This window comes from Thauera sp. SDU_THAU2, from assembly GCF_038260575.1.
Taxonomy (GTDB): domain Bacteria; phylum Pseudomonadota; class Gammaproteobacteria; order Burkholderiales; family Rhodocyclaceae; genus Thauera.
This window is the reverse complement of the sequence record NZ_JBBWUN010000003.1, coordinates 1084815-1102929: the sequence shown is the minus strand read 5'-3', so window position 1 is coordinate 1102929 and position 18115 is coordinate 1084815. Positions and strand designations below refer to the sequence as shown.

At 62.8% G+C, this 18115-nt stretch carries 14 protein-coding genes; 9 read left to right on the top strand and 5 right to left on the bottom strand.

The window, feature by feature from the left end; translation table 11 throughout:
• The 3 genes from AAFL97_RS06285 to AAFL97_RS06275 form a co-directional block, all read right to left on the bottom strand.
• Positions 1–324 carry a c-type cytochrome gene (locus AAFL97_RS06285; protein WP_341644200.1) on the bottom strand — a complete coding sequence of 108 codons (324 nt, stop codon included), beginning with the start codon at positions 322–324 and terminating at the stop codon, positions 1–3.
• A complete protein-coding gene (locus AAFL97_RS06280; protein ID WP_341644199.1) occupies positions 231–2075 on the bottom strand; it encodes a PQQ-dependent dehydrogenase, methanol/ethanol family in 1845 nt (614 codons plus the stop codon). The genes AAFL97_RS06285 and AAFL97_RS06280 overlap by 94 nt, the downstream gene beginning before the upstream one ends.
• Before the next feature lie 75 nt (positions 2076–2150).
• Entirely contained in the window at positions 2151–3062 is a 912-nt protein-coding gene (locus AAFL97_RS06275) for a transporter (protein WP_341644198.1), read from the bottom strand.
• A 252-nt stretch (positions 3063–3314) separates the two neighbouring features.
• On the opposite strand from AAFL97_RS06275, the gene AAFL97_RS06270 reads away from it, so the two are divergent.
• The gene (locus AAFL97_RS06270; RefSeq protein ID WP_341644197.1) at positions 3315–5273 is read left to right on the top strand and encodes a sigma-54-dependent Fis family transcriptional regulator; all 1959 of its coding nucleotides are present in this window, start codon (positions 3315–3317) and stop codon (positions 5271–5273) included.
• Between the two features lie 82 nt (positions 5274–5355).
• Here AAFL97_RS06270 and AAFL97_RS06265 read toward each other — a convergent pair whose 3' ends face one another.
• A complete protein-coding gene (locus AAFL97_RS06265) occupies positions 5356–6267 on the bottom strand; it encodes a transporter (RefSeq protein ID WP_341644196.1) in 912 nt (303 codons plus the stop codon).
• Between the two features lie 470 nt (positions 6268–6737).
• On the opposite strand from AAFL97_RS06265, the gene AAFL97_RS06260 reads away from it, so the two are divergent.
• From AAFL97_RS06260 to AAFL97_RS06235, 6 genes are all read left to right on the top strand, one after another.
• Entirely contained in the window at positions 6738–9611 is a 2874-nt protein-coding gene (locus tag AAFL97_RS06260) for an adenosylcobalamin-dependent ribonucleoside-diphosphate reductase (RefSeq protein ID WP_341644195.1), read from the top strand.
• A gap of 803 nt (positions 9612–10414) precedes the next feature.
• Positions 10415–11308 carry a LysR family transcriptional regulator gene (locus AAFL97_RS06255; RefSeq protein WP_341644194.1) on the top strand — a complete coding sequence of 298 codons (894 nt, stop codon included), beginning with the start codon at positions 10415–10417 and terminating at the stop codon, positions 11306–11308.
• 101 nt (positions 11309–11409) lie between these two features.
• Positions 11410–12192 (top strand): aldolase, encoded by a 783-nt coding sequence (locus AAFL97_RS06250; RefSeq protein WP_341644193.1) that lies wholly within the window; start codon positions 11410–11412, stop codon positions 12190–12192.
• 42 nt (positions 12193–12234) lie between these two features.
• Positions 12235–13563: an MFS transporter gene (locus tag AAFL97_RS06245; protein WP_341644192.1), complete on the top strand. Its 1329-nt coding sequence runs from the start codon at positions 12235–12237 to the stop codon at positions 13561–13563.
• Positions 13560–14162, top strand: coding sequence for a 2-hydroxychromene-2-carboxylate isomerase (locus AAFL97_RS06240; RefSeq protein WP_341644191.1), 603 nt, complete (start codon positions 13560–13562; stop codon positions 14160–14162). The genes AAFL97_RS06245 and AAFL97_RS06240 overlap by 4 nt, the downstream gene beginning before the upstream one ends.
• 236 nt (positions 14163–14398) lie before the next feature.
• The gene (locus AAFL97_RS06235) at positions 14399–15265 is read left to right on the top strand and encodes an MBL fold metallo-hydrolase (protein WP_341644190.1); all 867 of its coding nucleotides are present in this window, start codon (positions 14399–14401) and stop codon (positions 15263–15265) included.
• A gap of 305 nt (positions 15266–15570) precedes the next feature.
• On the opposite strand, the gene AAFL97_RS06230 is transcribed toward AAFL97_RS06235, so the two are convergent.
• Positions 15571–16293, bottom strand: a complete 723-nt coding sequence (locus AAFL97_RS06230) for a type 1 glutamine amidotransferase (protein WP_341644189.1) — start codon at positions 16291–16293, stop codon at positions 15571–15573.
• Positions 16294–16596: 303 nt separating this feature from the next.
• Between AAFL97_RS06230 and AAFL97_RS06225 the strand changes: the two genes are divergently transcribed.
• Both AAFL97_RS06225 and AAFL97_RS06220 read left to right on the top strand, forming a co-directional pair.
• Entirely contained in the window at positions 16597–16827 is a 231-nt protein-coding gene (locus AAFL97_RS06225) for a cytoplasmic protein (protein ID WP_341644188.1), read from the top strand.
• 14 nt (positions 16828–16841) lie between these two features.
• On the top strand, positions 16842–18053 hold the full coding sequence (locus AAFL97_RS06220; protein ID WP_341644187.1) for an aspartate aminotransferase family protein: 1212 nt from the start codon (positions 16842–16844) through the stop codon (positions 18051–18053).
• Positions 18054–18115 lie beyond the last annotated feature (62 nt).

The following is an 18115-nucleotide window of genomic DNA, read 5'->3' as shown; positions in this document are numbered from 1 at the left end:
TCAGTTCTTCGGCCGGACCGCGTCGGCGGTGCCGAGGATGAAGGCCTTGATCTTCTCCACCTGCTCGGGCGTCAGCTTGCCGGTGAAGTCCGGCATGCCGCGCGGCATGAACGGTCCCTTGAACACGAACTGATCGAGGTGGGAGATGGTTTCCGCGGTCGAGTAGCCGAGGTTGGGAATGCCGCCGCCCTTGTCCACGCCCGGCACGCCGTGGCAGAAGACGCAGTTCGTCACGTACAGCCCGGTACCCTCCGCCACGTCGTCGGGCTTGTACTCGACACCCGACACCAGGTTGTTGAGCTGATATTCGACGAAGGGCGGCATCTCCGCCTTGCCGCCCAGCGCGAAGGTGCCACCGTGCCCGGCGTGCGCCGCTCCGAGGCCCGCGCGAAGTTGCCATACACTCCGCCCCAGCCGACCGCGATGGACACGTACTGCTTGCCATCCACCTCGTAGGTCACCGGCGCGGCGATCACCCCGGTGCCCATCGGCGCCGACCACAGCTCCTTGCCGTCACGCGCGTCGTAGGCCAGCAGGCGCGCATCCGCCGTGCCCTGGAACACCACGTTGCCGGCCGTCACCAGGGTACCGCCGTTCCACGGCGACACGTGCTCCTTGCGCCACACTTCCTTCTGCTGCACCGGGTCCCAGGCAATCAGGCGGCCGAAAGGCTCGCTGGTGGGCGGCCGGGTATTGACCAGCAGGCCCAGGTTCCAGCCGATGCCGGCCATCGCCTGGCCGGGCTGGGCCTGGTTGTAGGACCAGTCCTTGTCCTCCTGCAGCACCAGCGGGATGTTCTGCGCCGGGAAGTAGGCCAGCCCCGTCTGCGGGCTGTAGGACATCGAATGCCAGTTGTGCGCACCGAAGGGGCCCGGAACCGCATCGAAGGGCTTGTCCGGATCGCGCGCCGCCGGGTTCTCGATCGGGCGGCCGTTCTCGTCGTAGCCGCTCGCCCAGTTCACCGGCACGAAGTTCTGCGCCGAGATGAACTTGCCGTCGGTACGGTCGACGACGAAGAAGAAGCCGTTCTTGGGCGCATGCAGGATGACCTTGCGCGGCTTGCCCTCCAGCTCGATGTCGGCCAGGATCAGATCCTGCGTCGAGGTGTAGTCCCAGTTGTCCCCCGGCGTCTGCTGGTAGTGCCAGACGTACTCACCGGTGTCCGGGCGCAGCGCGACGATGGAAGCGGTGTAGAGGTTGTCGCCGCCGGCCGGGCTGCGCTTGCGGTGCGACCACGGCGAGGGGTTGCCGGTACCGATGTACATCAGGTCCAGCTCGGCGTCGTACACCATCGAGTTCCACACCGTGCCGCCGCCGCCCGCTTCCCAGTACTTGCCGGCCGGATCCCAGGTCTTGGCCGCCGCCTCCATCGAGGCATCCTCGAACGGCAGCGACGGATCGCCCGGCACCGCGAACCAGCGCCAGGCCTGCTCGCCGGTGTTGACGTCGTAGGCGGTGATGTAGCCGCGCACGCCAAGCTCGGCGCCGCCGTTGCCGATGATGACCTTGCCCTTGATGACGCGCGGCGCCCCGGTGATGGTGTAGGGCTTGCTGTCGTCGATCAGGGTGTTCCTCTCCCACAGCTGCTTGCCGGTCTTGGCATAGAGGGCGATCAGCCGGCCGTCGAGCGAACCGACGAAGACCTTGCCCCCATGCACCGCCACGCCGCGGTTCACCACGTCGCAACATGCGTCCTTGCCCTTCGCGCGCGGTACTTCGGGGTCGTAGGTCCACAGCCGCTCGCCGCTGCGCACGTCCACCGCATGCACGACGCTCCACGGCGCCGTCACGTACATCACACCATCGACGACAATCGGCGTGGCTTCGACGCCGCGCGACGACTTCAGGTCGTAGGACCAGACCAGGCCGAGTTCCTTGGCATTGTCCGGGGTGATCTGGGTCAGGGGGCTGAAGCGCGTGCCGGCGTCGTCATAACCATGCGTGCGCCATTCGCCGCCGGCAGCGAAGGACGTGGTACTCAGAACCAGGCAGCTCAGGCCGAGCAGCGCCCCTTGAATGCCCTTGCGCAGCGGGATGCTGTCCTCCCGTTGGCGCGCAAATGTCGTCGTCAACATGTTGTCTCTCCTTCCTTTTTTATTTCCCTGGTGCAGCGCCCTGGACGAGCGCCGCCCTTGTCTGCTTGTAATGGCTCAGAAAACCTTCAGCACGCGCAGGTTCAGGCGGTCGTCCTCGCGCAGGCCGCTGCGTACCGACACGTCGCGGCCGTAGCTGGCCAGCAGTTGCACGTCCGGCCTGATGAACCAGCCGGTGCCGACGCTGACCTTGGTCGTGCGCAGGCGGTCGCCCTGGTCCACGCCGGCGACCTCGGTCTCGCCGCCGATCGTGTGCGACACGCCGAGGCGCAGGTCCCAGGCATCCGACATGTGGTAGCGCAGATAACCCTGGAACTGCATCGACGCCTTCTGCTTCATCGTCTCCCGGGCCGGGCCGAACTTGTCGTTCTTGCCGTACACCATGACGTCGCCCGCCAGGTCGAGCGTCACCTTGTCGGTCAGCTTGGTGATGAAGCCGGCCTGCAGCGCGAACTTCCACCGGTTCTCGCCGATGTTCAGCGCATCGTCGTTGTCGTACTTGCCGGTCGGAACGTACAGGAAGGGCGTGATGCCGAAATAGGTGCCGGTCTCCGGCCGGTTCACCAGCCACACCGTCGCCGCCAGGATCAGGTCGCCCACGCCGCTGGCGCTGCCAGCCGCCGACAGGTCGTCCTTGCCCTTGAGCTGGCCGAACGGCAGCAGGAACTGCGGGTCGACGATGAAGCCGCCGATCTCGGTGAAATGCACGCCGCGCAGGATGCCGATGTGCGAATCCAGCCGCGGATCACCGGCCTGCTTGTGTCCCCGCACATAGGCCGCATCACGGGTCGCGTACTGGTAGTACCCCATCAGCAGATTGGTACCGGCCGGCAGCGCCGTGTAGTCGCCCGCATCCACATCGACCGCATGTGCCTGCGGCGCCGCCAGCACGGCACACAGTGCAACTGCAGTGCCAAGCCCACACCAGCCGTTTCGGCGCATCTGCGCCGCCCCCTCGAGTGGCTTCATTCTCTTGTCTCCGATAGTAGTAATATTCGGCGGCCGCCTTCCAGCATCGCGGAGCCAGCCTACCCACCGCTCCGGGCAGACGGACCGAATGATGCAGAAGCCGTGCCAATAAAATAAAAACCATCAAGAACAACAGGTTGAAGGAACTTCCGCCAACCTGGACAACAATGGAGCGCGCGCACTGTATCGTTTCAATCCAGCTTGCTTCCGGCCACTGGATCGAAACGCAGCAGCCCCGGCACAGGAGGAGACATGGAGCTTGTCCGTACGGACTTCGACAGCAAGGTGCTGCATGCACGCCGGTTGCTGCGCGAAGGTCGCGATATTCCCACCGGTCTGGTCGCGGACGAGGTGCAGCGCTCCTGGTCACGCTCGCTCGAGTACGGCCTCAGGGAGCACGACCGGATACTGTTCGACCCGGTTTCGGCGGCGCAGCAGCGCCGCCTGGACGACGCTCATCGCGTGCTGCTCGACCATGCCACCCCCGAACTGCAGCGCCTGTTCGCCGCGCTGGACGACGCCCATTGGGTGATCGCCTGCCTGGAGGCCAGCGGCACCATCATCAAGAGCCTGGGCGGACAGAACCCGGCCCTGCGCGACATCGCCAACGTGCTGCGCCCCGGGCTCAATCTCAGCGAAAACCTGATCGGCACCAATGCCCCCGGCTGCGCGCTCGAAGAGCGGCGGCCCGTGATCGTGCGCGGCAGCGAACACTTTCTCGAAGAAGTACATATGTGCGCCTGCGTCGCGGTACCGATCTTCGACCCCTCCGGCGATATGGCCGGCGTACTGAACGCCTCGCGCCACCATCACGCCCCTTCCATCGGCATCCTCGAACCACTCGCCCTCACCGCACGCGCGATCGAGAACCGCATGGTCAATGCCTTGCCGGGTGCGCTTCGCCTGCGCCTCCACTACAGCGCGGAACTCGTCGACACGCCGATGTGCGGCCTGCTCGCCCTCTCCCATGACGGCCGCCTGCTCGGCGCCAACCCACTGGCGCGCCAGTTGCTGGAGCTGGACATGCTGCCGGGAGCCGAACAATGCGCACAAACGGTGTTCCAATGCGGCCTGGGCCCGCTGCTCGACATGCTGCGCAAGCATGGCCGTACGCCGGCCCCGCTGCACTGCCATAACGGAGTGCTGCTCCACGTGAGCCTGGCCGAGGCCCCCCGCCCAGGCACCATCGCCGTGCCATCGCCGCGGCCGGCCGCGGCAGGCAGGGCGACCAGCACGCCGCATACGGCCCGCGCCTCCATGCCATCGATGCTGGCCGACCCGAAACTGAGCCTGCGCATCCACCAGGCCGAACGCGCCTTCGCCCGCGGCATCCCGGTGCTGATCAACGGTGAAACCGGTACCGGCAAGGAAGTCCTGGCGCGCCACCTGCACGACGGCGGTCCGCGCGCCTCCGGTCCCTTCGTCGCCATCAACTGCTCGGCGATCCCATCCGGCCTGATCGAATCCGAACTCTTCGGCTACGACGACGGTGCCTTCACCGGCGCACGGCGCGGCGGCATGGCCGGACGCTTCGAGCACGCCAATGGCGGCACCCTGTTCCTCGACGAAATCGGCGACATGCCGCTCGAACTTCAGGCCCGCCTGCTGCGCGTGCTGCAGGAGCGCACGCTGACGCGGCTGGGCAGCCCCCGCAGCATCGCGCTGGACTGTTCGGTGATCTGCGCCACCCACCGCGACCTCGCCCAACGCGTCGCCAGCGGCGAGTTCCGCGAAGACCTGTATTACCGCATCAACGGCCTGCGCATCACCCTGCCCGCACTGCGGGAGCGCAGCGACCTGGACGCGCTCATCGACCACTTCCTGGCACGCGAAGCCGCACCCGCGACACTGGCGCTGACCCCCGCCGCACGCGACTGCCTGCACCGCCACGACTGGCCGGGCAACATCCGCGAGTTGCAGCAGGTGCTGCGCCTGGGCGCCGCCCTGGCCGAAAGCAGCATCGACCTCGTCCACCTGCCGGCAGAGCTGACCGAAACCCCGGCCACACCCCGGCCCGCCCACGAGCCGGACCCACTCCTCGACGGCAAGGCGACATTGCAGCAGACCGAAGCCGAAGCCGTGCGCGCCGCCTTCCTGCGCCACGACGGCAACATCTCGGCCACCGCGCGGACCCTCGGCATCGCGCGTGCCACGCTGTACCGCAAGCTGCGCGGTCATGGCCTGCTCTCCGATGCGGAGGAGGCTTGCTGACCAGGCCCAGGGGACCGCGCAGACGCTTGGCGGACCCTGCCTGCATCGCGGTCCGGCGATGCAGGCAGGGTCAATCACCTGTTCAGAAAACCTTCAGCACGCGCAGGTTCAGGCGGTCGTCCTCGCGCAGGCCGCTGCGTACCGACACGTCGCGGCCGTAGCTGGCCAGCAGCTGCACGTCCGGCCTGATGAACCAGCCGGTGCCGACGCTGACCTTGGTCGTGCGCAGGCGGTCGCCCTGATCCACGCCGGCGACCTCGGTCTCGCCGCCGATCGTGTGCGACACGCCGAGGCGCAGGTCCCAGGCATCCGACATGTGGTAGCGCAGATAACCCTGGAACTGCATCGACGCCTTCTGCTTCATCGTCTCCCGGGCCGGGCCGAACTTGTCGTTCTTGCCGTACACCATGACGTCGCCCGCCAGGTCGAGCGTCACCTTGTCGGTCAGCTTGGTGATGAAGCCGGCCTGCAGCGCGAACTTCCACCGGTTCTCGCCGATGTTCAGCGCATCGTCGTTGTCGTACTTGCCGGTCGGAACGTACAGGAAGGGCGTGATGCCGAAATAGGTACCGGTCTCCGGCCGGTTCACCAGCCACACCGTCGCCGCCAGGATCAGGTCACCGACGCCGCTGGCGCTGCCGGCCGCCGACAGATCGTCCTTGCCCTTGAGCTGGCCGAACGGCAGCAGGAACTGCGGATCGACGATGAAGCCGCCGATCTCGGTGAAATGCACGCCGCGCAGGATGCCGATGTGCGAATCCAGCCGTGGATCACCGGCCTGCTTGTGTCCCCGCACGTAGGCCGCATCACGGGTCGCGTACTGGTAGTACCCCATCAGCAGATTGGTACCGGCCGGCAGCGCCGTGTAGTCGCCCGCATCCACGTCGACCGCCTGTGCCTGCGGTGCCGCCAGCACGGCACACAACGCCGCCGCACTGCCAAGACCACGCCAGCCCTTGCGACGCACCTGCTCCGCTCCCTTGAATTGCTCCATTTCCTTGTCTCCGGTAGTCGTATTGTTCGGCGGCCGCTTCCCGGCACCGGGCAGCCAGCCTCCGCCCCTTCCCCATCACAAACCGTGCCAAGAAAATAAGAATCGAAAAAACATATGGTTACAGGAATCCCGGCATTCCGGAGAGCCGGAGACCACATGGACTGTGTCGTTTCGGAGCAAACCGGCTTCGGCAGTTGAGCCGATACGTACCATCTGCGCAGCACCGGATCACACGCCGGATGCCCGCTCGATCCGCCCGAAACCCACTGTTTTCGCGGCTTTCAGGGCAAAAACCAGCCCAAAAATCACTACTATATGTAGTGTTTCATTTTTCCATCCAACACAAACAAAACATTCAACTAATTGATTTTATTGAATAAAATTTTTTTGATCTTATCCCGTTTCCGCGCTATTCTTCAGTCCGAATCGATATCCACCGTCAGACCCACCCACGGATGAAGAAAAACACCATGAGCGAGACCACCAGCGCAGCCATCCACAGCGCCGCCAAGCCCAGTGCCGCCAATCTGCCGATGCAGGAAATCTCCGGCGAAGTGCTCGTCGAGAAATACGCCAAGGGCGACGAGCAATCCATCGCCGAAGTGCGCCAGCGCGTCGCCCGCGCGCTGGCCGCGGTCGAAACCGAGGACAAGCGCGCCCATTGGGAAGCCAAGTTCCTCGAAGCGCAGGAGAAAGGCTTCGTCCCCGCCGGCCGCATCAACAGCGCCGCCGGCACCACGCTGGCCGCCACGCTGATCAACTGCTTCGTCCAGCCGGTGGGCGACTCGGTCACCGAAGCGGTCGACGGCCGCCCCGGCATCTACACCGCGCTGGCCCAGGCCGCCGAAACCATGCGCCGCGGCGGCGGCGTCGGCTACGACTTCTCGTCGATCCGGCCGAAGGGCGCGCTGGTCAAGGGCACGGCCTCCAACGCCTCCGGCCCGGTGTCCTACATGCGGGTGTTCGACCGCTCGTGCGAAACCGTCGAATCGGCCGGCGCGCGCCGCGGTGCGCAGATGGGCGTGCTGCGCTGCGACCATCCGGACATCGAGGAATTCATCCACGCCAAGGACCAGGGCGACCTCACCAACTTCAACATCTCGGTCGGCGTCACCGATCCCTTCATGCAGGCGGTCGAAGCCGACGGCGACGTCGAACTGGCGCACAAGGCCGAACCCACCGCCGACCTCAAGGAAGCCGGCGCCTACCAGCGCGACGACGGCCTGTGGGTCTATCGCAAGGTGCGCGCCCGCGCGCTGTGGGACCAGATCATGCGGTCCACCTACGACCACGCCGAGCCGGGCATCCTGTTCCTGGACCGCATGAACCAGGACAACAACCTGTACTACTGCGAGACCATCGAGGCCACCAACCCCTGCGCCGAACAGCCGCTGCCGCCCTACGGCTGCTGCTGCCTGGGCTCGATCAACCTGACGCCCTTCGTCAGGAACCCGTTCGGCGACAAGGCCGAGTTCGACTACGCCGGCTTCGGCAAGGTGGTCGACGTCTCCATCCGCATGCTCGACAACGTGCTCGACAGCACCCACTGGCCGCTGGAGCAGCAGCGCGCCGAAGCCGCTTCCAAGCGCCGCGTCGGCCTCGGCTTCACCGGCCTGGGCGACGCCCTGATCATGCTCGGCAAGCGCTACGACACCTCCGAGGCACGCGAGGAAGCGCGCAAAATCTCCGAATTCATGCGCAACCGCGCTTACTTGGCCTCGGCCGAGCTGGCCCGCGAGCGCGGCGCCTTCCCGCTGTTCAACGCCGACCTCTACCTGTCGGGCGGCAACTTCGCCTCGCGCCTGCCGGCCGAGGTCAAGGACAAGATCCGCAAGCACGGCATCCGCAACTCGCACCTGCTGTCGATCGCCCCCACCGGCACGATCAGCCTGGCTTTCGCCGACAACGCCTCCAACGGCATCGAACCGCCCTTCTCCTACACCTACACCCGGCGCAAGCGCATGGCCGACGGCACCTTCAAGGAGTACGCGGTCGAGGACTACGCCTGGCGCCTGTACCGCCACCTCGGCGGCAACGTCGAGGCCCTGCCGCCGTCCTTCGTCACCGCGCTGGAAATCTCCGCGCAGGCGCACAAGGACATGGTCGCGGTGGTCGCCCCCTACATCGACACGTCCATCTCCAAGACGGTGAACGTGCCCGAGGACTACCCCTACACCGAGTTCGAGGATCTCTACCTCACCGCCTGGAAAGCCGGCCTGAAGGGGCTCGCCACCTACCGCCCCAACAGCGTGCTGGGTTCGGTGCTGTCGGTCACGCCGACCAGCGAGCAGAAGCAGCCGCACGACGTCGAACTGTCCGACGCCAACCGCCGGCTGTCGATCAAGAGCCTGCCGGCGCCGGTGCTGTCCAGCCTGCGCTGGCCCGGCCGCCCCGACATGCCGGACGGCAACATGGCCTGGACCTACATGCTGAACACCCCGACCGGCGACTTCGCGCTGTTCGTCGGCCAGGTCGGCAACAACGGCGGCAGTTTCCCGTTCGAAGTGTGGGTCAACGGCGCCGACCAGCCGCGCGGCCTGGGCGCGGTGGCCAAGACCCTGTCGATGGACATGCGCGCCAACGACCGCGGCTGGCTCAAGCTCAAGCTCGAAACCCTGGCCCGCACCGTCGGCGAAAAATCCTTCGAGATGCCCTTCCCGCCGCACGGCGAGAAGAAGCTCTTCCCCGGCACGGTGTCGGCCTTCGCCCAGGTCGTGCGCTACCGCTGCGAAGCGCTGCACGTCTTCGACAAGGAAGACGAAGCCAACCCGGTGCTCGACACCCTGTTCAGCCTCGAAGAGCCCAAGACCGGCACCGACGGCACGCTGTCGTGGACGGTGGATCTCTACAACCCGGCCACCGGCGAAGACTTCGTGCTCGGCCTGAAGGAAATCACCCTGCCGGACGGCGTCACCCGCCCCTACTCGGTGTGGCTGTCGGGCAACTACCCGCGTGCGCTGGACGGCCTGACCCGCATCCTGTCGCTCGACATGCGCGTCATGGACCCGGCCTGGATCGGCATGAAGCTGCGCAAGCTGCTCGACTACCCCGAGCCGCTGGGCGACTTCATGGCCTTCATCCCGGGCACCAAGCGCCAGACCAACTACCCCAGCACGGTGGCCTACCTCGCCCAGCTCATCATCCACCGCTACGCCATGCTCGGCGTGCTCGACGAGCGCGGTTACCCGACGCGCGAGATGGGCATCCTGGAGTCGCCGCGTGACGACAGCGAACCGAAGCTGATGCAGGGCGCGCTATGCACCGAGTGCGGCAACCACACGGTGATTCGCAAGGATGGCTGCGATTTCTGCACGGCTTGCGGGGCGGTCGGGACCTGCGGTTGAGGTGAGGCTTCGCCCGATGCAGCCTATGTGAATTTACGTGTAAGCTGCGACCAGGCAGCACAGAAGCTCGAAGGCCCAACTCGTATTCGAAGTTGGGCCTTTTCTTTTACAAATGCTCTTGTCGAAAGTTCAAACCGGCTATCAACGTAAATTTACGCATGAGCTCCAAGTTGGATCCAACGTGCCCGCGCTCGTGATAGGGCTACGTTTAAATCCGGGAGCAAACACTTGCCTATCTGCAGCCTTGAACCCGGAGATGCGTTGCTCTGTGTCTTATTCAGCGCTGTCTCGCCGTAGGGCTGCCCTTTGCGCCGCTCCCGAACATCCTGCAGATTGATCTTCAGCATTTCCACCATCCCCTGCCTGCCGTTATCGACCCAAGCCTAGACCTCCGCAGAAGATCGCAAGGCAGCAGGCAGCAAAAAGGAATAGCTGCTATGAACTGAGATTCATGGCCCTCGCTGATTCTGCTCAATAAAATTTGAAGCAGCCTCCAGAAATTCGATCTGAAATAGCATACGATCAGGATTTATAACGTGACTGCCCGGCTTCAATCTTTACAAAGCTCTCGTGAGGAGACAGAGGAAGGCTATTAAGGCACCTCTGGCAACAACATCATTCTGTGGTCAGATCGCAAGAAGATACATGAGGTGAAACAGCCCGGCGCCGCTGGGCTGCCGAAAGCCAGTCTTAAAAAAGATCCGCAGACTTTTAAAGGCAGGACTTCCCGATCCATTGACAATCGATAACTCAAATTGTTATCCAATCATTCTGGAAGCATGGCATTACTTACGGAGGCAAGCATGGAATCTCTGGATCGCCAGCTAAGATACTTTATTTGCATAGCAAACTCAGGAACGCTATCGAGAGCTGCGGACGTGCTGGAACACACACAATCCGGCCTCAGCAAGCAATTGGCGATGTTGGAAGCAAGCATCGGGCAATCGCTCTTCGTCCGTACAGGGCGCGGCATGGAGCTAACAGAAGCGGGGTCACTGCTCTACACCGCAGTGCAACCAGCCTATCAAGCAATCGACTTCGCAATTGAGAGCATTCGACAGCAAGGCGTGACTCAGGGCACCGTACGCGTAGCTGCTGTGCATACACTGAGCCACTACTTCATTTCAGATTTGGTCGCCCGTTTCGTCAGCGCGCGTCCGAACGCGAATCTTTCCATCATGGGGCGCAGTTCACCCGAAGTTGTTGCCCTGGTGGAGAGCGGCAAGGCAGACATCGGACTAGTCTATGACTCTGCCGTGGATTCTGAACTAGTTGTTTCCTGTCCTCTGTTTGATGACCACATGGCGTTAGTCGTTCCACTCGATAACCCGCTCTCCGGCCCGCAAGACTTAAGCCGCACACCTTTGCGTCTGATTGGCTTCCCTCCGCACTACGCGCTACGCCGCATGCTCCAAAGCGCCGGCGTGCACGCCGAGTTTGTTGCTGAAGCCGAAACCATAGACATGATGCTCAGACTGGTTTCATCCGGCATGGGAGCCTGCATCCTCCCATCGCGTATTCCAGACAGATTCTTGGCAACTTTCGGATTACATAAACTTCCAATATCGCAGCCATTACTCAAGCGCCGCGTTGTGGTCTTGACGCAGGCAGGACGGCTTCAGCCTCCATTGATGAAAGAATTCGTGCAATGCGCCGCCACACTGGCCGATGAGCTGCGGAGCCGTCCGTTGGAATAGCTGCTATGAACTGAGGTTCATGGATTTCTTTGATGTAGGTCAAGAATATATGGTCCTGTTGCTCATGTAGAGGCAACAACAAACCATCGGAGACACATCAAATGAATGCCCAGCTCAGAGAGAAATCCTACTTCGATCAGCGCGCCACGCAGGAGATGAAGAAGCATCTGCAATCGGTTCAGCGTAGCCCCCAGGAAACGATGGCCTACGCTTGTCGCATCCTGGCAATGACGGAACAGGAAGCAGGACTTGCGGGACAGATCAGCGTTCGCTCCGAGCGCCCGGGAGCCTACTGGACTCTGCGCTTCGGCCTCGGCTTCGATGAGGCAAGCCCGGCAGATTTCATCGAGGTCGACCGCGATCTGAATACCCTCACGGGCGAAGGCATGCCCAACCCGGCAACGCGCTTCCATCTGTGGGTGTACGACGCTCGCCCGGATGTGAACTCCATCATCCATACGCATTCGCCTTGGGCAACCACGCTTGCCACCGCACGCCAGCCCTTGGTCATTGCCCAGATGGACATGACCCCCCTTCACAACGATTGTGCATTCCTGGCCGACTGGCCGGGCGTGCCGATCGCGGACCAGGAAGGCGTCATCATCTCCGGTGCGCTGGGCAAGAAGCGAGCCATTATCCTCGCACATCATGGCTACCTCACCGCAGGCGCCACCTGCGAAGAAGCCACATACCTGTCCGTCTATCTGGAACGTGCAGCGCGTCTGCAGGTGCGGGCGCAATCCGCCTTCGGCCCATTGACGCCGGTGGATGACGCGCTCGCAGCCGAGGCACACGACTACCTGCTCAAGCCTTCGATCGTCAACGCAACTTTCGACTACTGGGCACGGCAGACGCACCGCATCCCCGAGCTGGCGATCAGGTGATCCGCTGACTTCCATCTCCCACGCTCTTCAAAGGAAGTCACGATGAAAACGCCTGCACCGCAGGCGGCGCGCTCGCGCCGCCAATACATCACCGCCGGCCTTGCCAGCATGATGGGTACCACCATCGAGTGGTATGACTATTTCCTGTATGGCACGGCTGCGGCCCTGATCTTCAACAAGATTTTCTTCCCGGCATTCGATCCCATTACCGGCACCTTGGCTGCTTTTGCCACCTACTCCGTCGGCTTCTTCGCGCGGCCATTCGGTGGCCTTGTCTTTGGGCATTTCGGAGATCGGGTCGGGCGAAAATCGATGCTGCTCATCACACTCTTCTTGATGGGCATCCCCACGATTCTGATCGGCCTCATTCCATCGTACGAGTCCATCGGCTACTGGGCAGCGGTTCTCCTGGTAATCATGCGCTTTCTGCAAGGCATCGCAGTTGGTGGAGAATGGGGCGGTGCTGTCCTGATGGCCGTTGAACATGCGCCTGAGGGGAAAAAGGGATTCTTCGGCAGCCTGCCCCAGACCGGCGTTGCACCTGGTCTGATCCTGTCATCGCTCGCGATGGGCGCTGTGGCGACGCTTCCCGAGGAAGACATGCTTTCCTGGGGTTGGCGGATACCGTTCCTGGCCAGCGTCGTTCTTCTGCTCGTGGGATGGTTCATCCGCGTCAAGGTAGCCGAGTCGCCCGATTTCGAGCAGATGCAGACCAAGGGCGACAAGGTGGAAATGCCTGCCCTCGTCGTGCTGCGGCGCTATCCCAAGGAGGTGTTGACCGTGATTGGCGGGAGGCTGGCCGAGGTGACCTGGTTCTACACCGTCGTCACTTTCTCGCTGGCATATGCCACCGGCACCCTGGGTATCCCTCGTACGGTGATGCTGGATGCGACGGTATGGGGCGCTGCAGCAGCCATGTTCACCATGCCTCTCTTCGGTGTGCTGGGTGACAGGATAGGGTTCAAGTGGATCTTCATGGCGGGCGCTCTAGGCATCATGCTTTTTGCACCCGTGTTCTTCACGATGCTGCAAAGCAAGGATGTAGGCACCATCACGGCTGCGGTCGTCATAGCCGTCGGCGGGGTCTATGCCGCTCTGTATGGCCCGCAAGGGGGATTGTTCTCGGCGCAGTTTCCGCCTGAAGTGCGATACAGCGGAATCTCGATGGCTGTCCAGGTATCCGGAGCCATTGGCGGAGGCCTCGCTCCCTTGGTTGCGACAGCACTGCTCGCCTACGGTGACGGCGATGCGCGTTACATCGTGTGGTACTTGACTGCTCTCGGCGTCGTCGCAATCTTCAGCTCGCTGTTCATGCACCACCCATCGCGCTTCGCTCTTCCTGCGGCAGATGCCCTGAGAGGCCCAGCATGACACAGGCACACATTGACTATTATTTCTGGATGAACTCGGACTGGGCCTACCTCGGTGCCGACCGGCTGGAAGCACTGGCAGCGCGCCAAGGAGCGACTATCCACTACAAACCCGTGGATCTACCTGACGTGTATTCGCGTACCGGTGGCGTCCTATTGGGACAACGCGCCCCGGAACGGCAAGCCTACCGTGTGACCGAACTGCATCGTTGGTGCCGCAAGCTGGGCATACATGTGAACCCGCATCCAAAATACATGTGCCCCAACGCCGACCTTGCCTCGTGCATCGTCATCGCAGCGGATATGCGAGGCTTGAAGGTTTTGCCCTTATACAAGGCCATACTGCGGGCTGAGTGGGAAGAGGAGCGAGACATCTCATCCGAGGCAATACTGCGCGATATTCTGAACGAACAAGGTCTGGATAGCGCAATACTGCTACACGAAGCCGCCAGTCCCGAGATTGCGCAACGATATCGGTGCTACACCGACGAAGCCGTAAGCGCAGGCGTCTTCGGCTCGCCTACGTACGTTTATCGCAACGAACTGTTCTGGGGCCAAGACCGGCTGGAGATGCTGGAAGAAGCCATTGCCGGCATTTGATGACAGCCCGGCAAGCGAGATAGCCCTCGCTTGCCGGGCTTCTTCATCTACGACCGCCATCCATCCGAAGCTTCGGATCAACTAAACGGAATGGCTGCCATGAGCGGCCGTTCATGGCTATTCGTGGCCTGAATCCACAGAATCGGGGCAACTGCCGGCGTGCAGATCGGCAGCAGGTGCAGGCCGACGGCATGAGTTGCCTGCACATCCACTACCTCTTTTGTGGGAGCAGTGACATGAATGACAGCAACTTCATCAAATACTACGGTTGGTCAGCGATCGAGTTGCACGTAAACGGCAAATCGATCTTCTTCGACCCGTTTTTCCGGCCCTACTGTGGCGTGCAGTGGTATCGCCTGCAGGATTTTTCCCATGCCGATCTGGTCTGCGTCACACATGGCCACGAAGAACATTTCCTGGACGTACCCGCAGTGCTCCAGGCGACCCAAGCCCGCGTGGTGGCATCTCCCGCCGTATGTCGCTTCCTCGCACGGCGCAACGGCATCTCTCCGTCGCGTCTGGCACCCACCAACTGGGGTGAGTCGGTAAAAGCTGAAGGCTTCACCATCAGCCTCTTCCCATGGAAGCATCGCGACCTCAATCTCTTCAAGGCCATGACCAGGGCCGTGTTCCGCGGTAATACGACGCAGCTGTCCTGGGCCTGGAGTAGTTCGACGAAAGCACCGTTCTACGCGGGCTATACGGGCTTTCACGTCGAGCTGCCTGATGGAACGACAGTGCTCAATTACAACGAAGGGTTCAACACCAAGATGACGACCCAGGATTTGGCTGACCTCAAGCGCCAATTCCCGAGGATCGACATCCTTCTCGCCGGCATGCAGCTTTTCTTTATCGACGATGTGGTGCGGGGCGTCAAGGCACTGCAGCCGAAGGTAGTGTTCCTGTATCCGCCGCACGAATACTTCCACAAGATGATGGAGGCCGAATCGGCCCCCTGGACCGCATTCGCCGACGCCATCCGTCGCCAATGTCCCGGTATCCAGGTGATCATTGCTGAGCCCGGTACCGTGATGAGTCTGCGTGACAATCATGCCGAACAGCAATCCGTGACAGTAACCAAGGCACTGGAAGTCGCGATCTAAGTGCCATTTCCGTGGAACGATTCAAACCCACGCTGCTCCTCTCGGGCCCCGGAGTTCAGCCTCCGGGTCCGAGTTGGAACTGCCCGCCTTCGAAACTATCAAGGCCGTCAATGGCCTCTGCTCTTGCCTACCTGGAATCCAACGAAATCACCAAGGAAATGTCTTTCCTGCGCACCAACTATAGAGCCATCCACTGAATAGCATCACATCATGGACACAATCATATAATCTGAGCGAGGCAGGCAATGCCTGTCAGTAGATACGCCGATCAGCCATAGCAGGCGTGCAGGAAACCTTGAGAAATACTATCTCCCCCCGGCGTACGCACGCATGAGTTCATCCAGAAAACCAAAGAGCTTCTGATTCATGTCGCCATAGTCATTGGCGCGCAGCGCTTCGGGTTGTTGTACGAATCGGTGCGCGGTGAGCGTCGCAAGCTCCGGCTCCGAGGCCGCGATCAGCAACTCGATCACCTCGGGCGTGAACTCCATATGGCACTGGAACCCATATACGAGATCGCCGTATTCGATGATCTGGCGCGGGCAGCCTTCGCTGTAGGCAATGATCGTCGCGCGTTCGGTCAACCCCGGCATGTCGCTGTGCCAATGCCCCACTTCCAGCGTATCGCCAAAGTGGGCGAACTTGTCGTTGGCCTTCCCCTTCGCCGTCAGCGTGATCGGAAACTTGCCGATCTCCTTTTCCGGGCTGTGCTCGCACCGGGCCCCCAGGGCTTCGCCCATCAACTGCGCTCCCAGGCAAACGCCGATGACGGCCTTGCCGGCAGCAGCACATCGTGCGATCAGGGCTTGTTCGGCCTTGGAGTCGAAATGCGGGCACTCCTCCCGCGTGGTCGAGGGCGACTGCGGGCCGCCCATCACCACCAGCAGGTCGATGTCGTCGATGGACTGCGGCAGCGGCTCATGCTCATGGACGCGGGAGTAACTTGCCTGGTGGCCGCGCGCCTTGACCCAGATTTCGTAGGCGCCCGGAGCTTCGAACGATTCGTGTACGACGAAATGGATCTTCATGATTTTCCTTCCCATGGCTTGGGTTCGTTGAAAACGGAAACCTATCGCGCCCTGCGTCGGCACCAGCAGGGCTTGCCGTATGCCGGGCGCTAGCTTTGATTGGTCGCATGGCTGACGGCCTGTTCGCCTTGCGCGATCGCCACCATCTTGCCGACAACTCCCATGACGATCTAGGACATGATAAAGTTTGACATAGGACAATAATACATGAACAGTTTCGACAGCGGGTCGTGCGCTGCTGCGTGCGGAACTGCCCCACCGATTTTCCGCTGCTCGAGACGGCGGCTCACATTGGACTGAACCATGCACACCTATCGACTCGTCATCCACCGCCACGACAGGCTGCTGGGCCACTTTGAATCGGGCACGCCTTGGTCGCACGACGCGATCAAGGACATTGCCGCACGCCTGAGCGAAGCCGATGGCTATCGGCTCGAGTTCCTCGTTGCCAGCGGCGAGCGCCGCCTCCTCGAAAGCCGCCCGGACGGCGTACGCGTGCTGAGCAGCGAATTGCTGTTCTCCCCACTCCCCTGAGAAGCCGAATCCACATGCAGCACACCACCACTCATTTGATGCACACCTATGCGCGCCAGCCGGTGTCCTTCGTTCGCGGCCAGGGCGCGCTGCTGTGGGACACACGGGGCATCGAGTACCTCGATGCCATTGCCGGCGTGGCCGTCACCAACCTCGGACATGCCCATCCCGAGATCGCGGCCGCCATCGCCGAGCAGGCGGGCCTGCTGCTGCACACGTCCAACATGTTCTCCATTACCTGGCAGGAACGCCTGGGGGAACGGCTATGTGCGCTCGCCGGCATGGAGCGCGCCTTCTTCTGCAACTCCGGGGCGGAAGCCAACGAGGCGGCGCTGAAGCTGGCCCGCCTGCATGCCCACCGTCTGGGCGTCGTGCAGCCGCAGGTCCTGGTGATGGAGAACAGCTTTCATGGCCGCACCTTCGCGACGCTCGCTGCGACAGGCAACCCCGCCGTACACCGCGGTTTCGAACCGCTGATGCCGGGCTTCCTGCGCGTGCCTTACGACGACATCGACGCCGTACTCGCCGCGGCAGCCACCACGCCCGGCATCGTCGCAGTGCTCGTCGAGCCGGTGCAGGGTGAAGGCGGCGTGCGAGTCGCCTCGTGCGAGTATCTGCAGCGGCTGCGCGAGCTGTGCGACGAGCACGGCTGGCTGCTCATGATCGACGAGGTGCAGACTGGCATGGGCCGCACGGGGGCGTGGTTCGGCTTCGAGCATGCGGGCGTGCTACCCGACGTCGTCACGCTGGCCAAGGGGCTCGGCAACGGCTTCCCGATCGGCGCATGCCTGGCGCGTGGAGCCGCTGCCGGACTGTTCTCCCCCGGCCACCACGGCTCGACATTCGGCGGTAGCCCGCTGGCCTGCCGCATCGGCTGCACCGTGCTCGACATCATGGAGCGCGAGCACATTCCCCGGCATGCGGCGGCAATGGGAGAACGGCTGCTGTCGGGCTTGCGCGACAGACTCGAGAAGCTGCCGGACGTCGTTGCGATTCGGGGCCATGGCCTGATGGTGGGCATCGAGATGGATGCGCCCTGCACTGAGCTGGTCGGGCTGGCATTGGCGCAGGAGAACTTGCTCATCAGCGTGACGCGCGGCAATACCATCCGCCTTCTGCCGCCCCTGGTGATCGATGCGGTACAGATCGACGACATCGTCGACCGGCTCGGCCGTTTGCTGGAACTCGCTGCAGAAGAAGACTCCTGCCTTGTCCCAGCCGATTAGGGGCCGAGCGAATACTCGCGAAGCTGCATCTCTCCAATTCTTGTCGTTCCCCCTACTCAGGC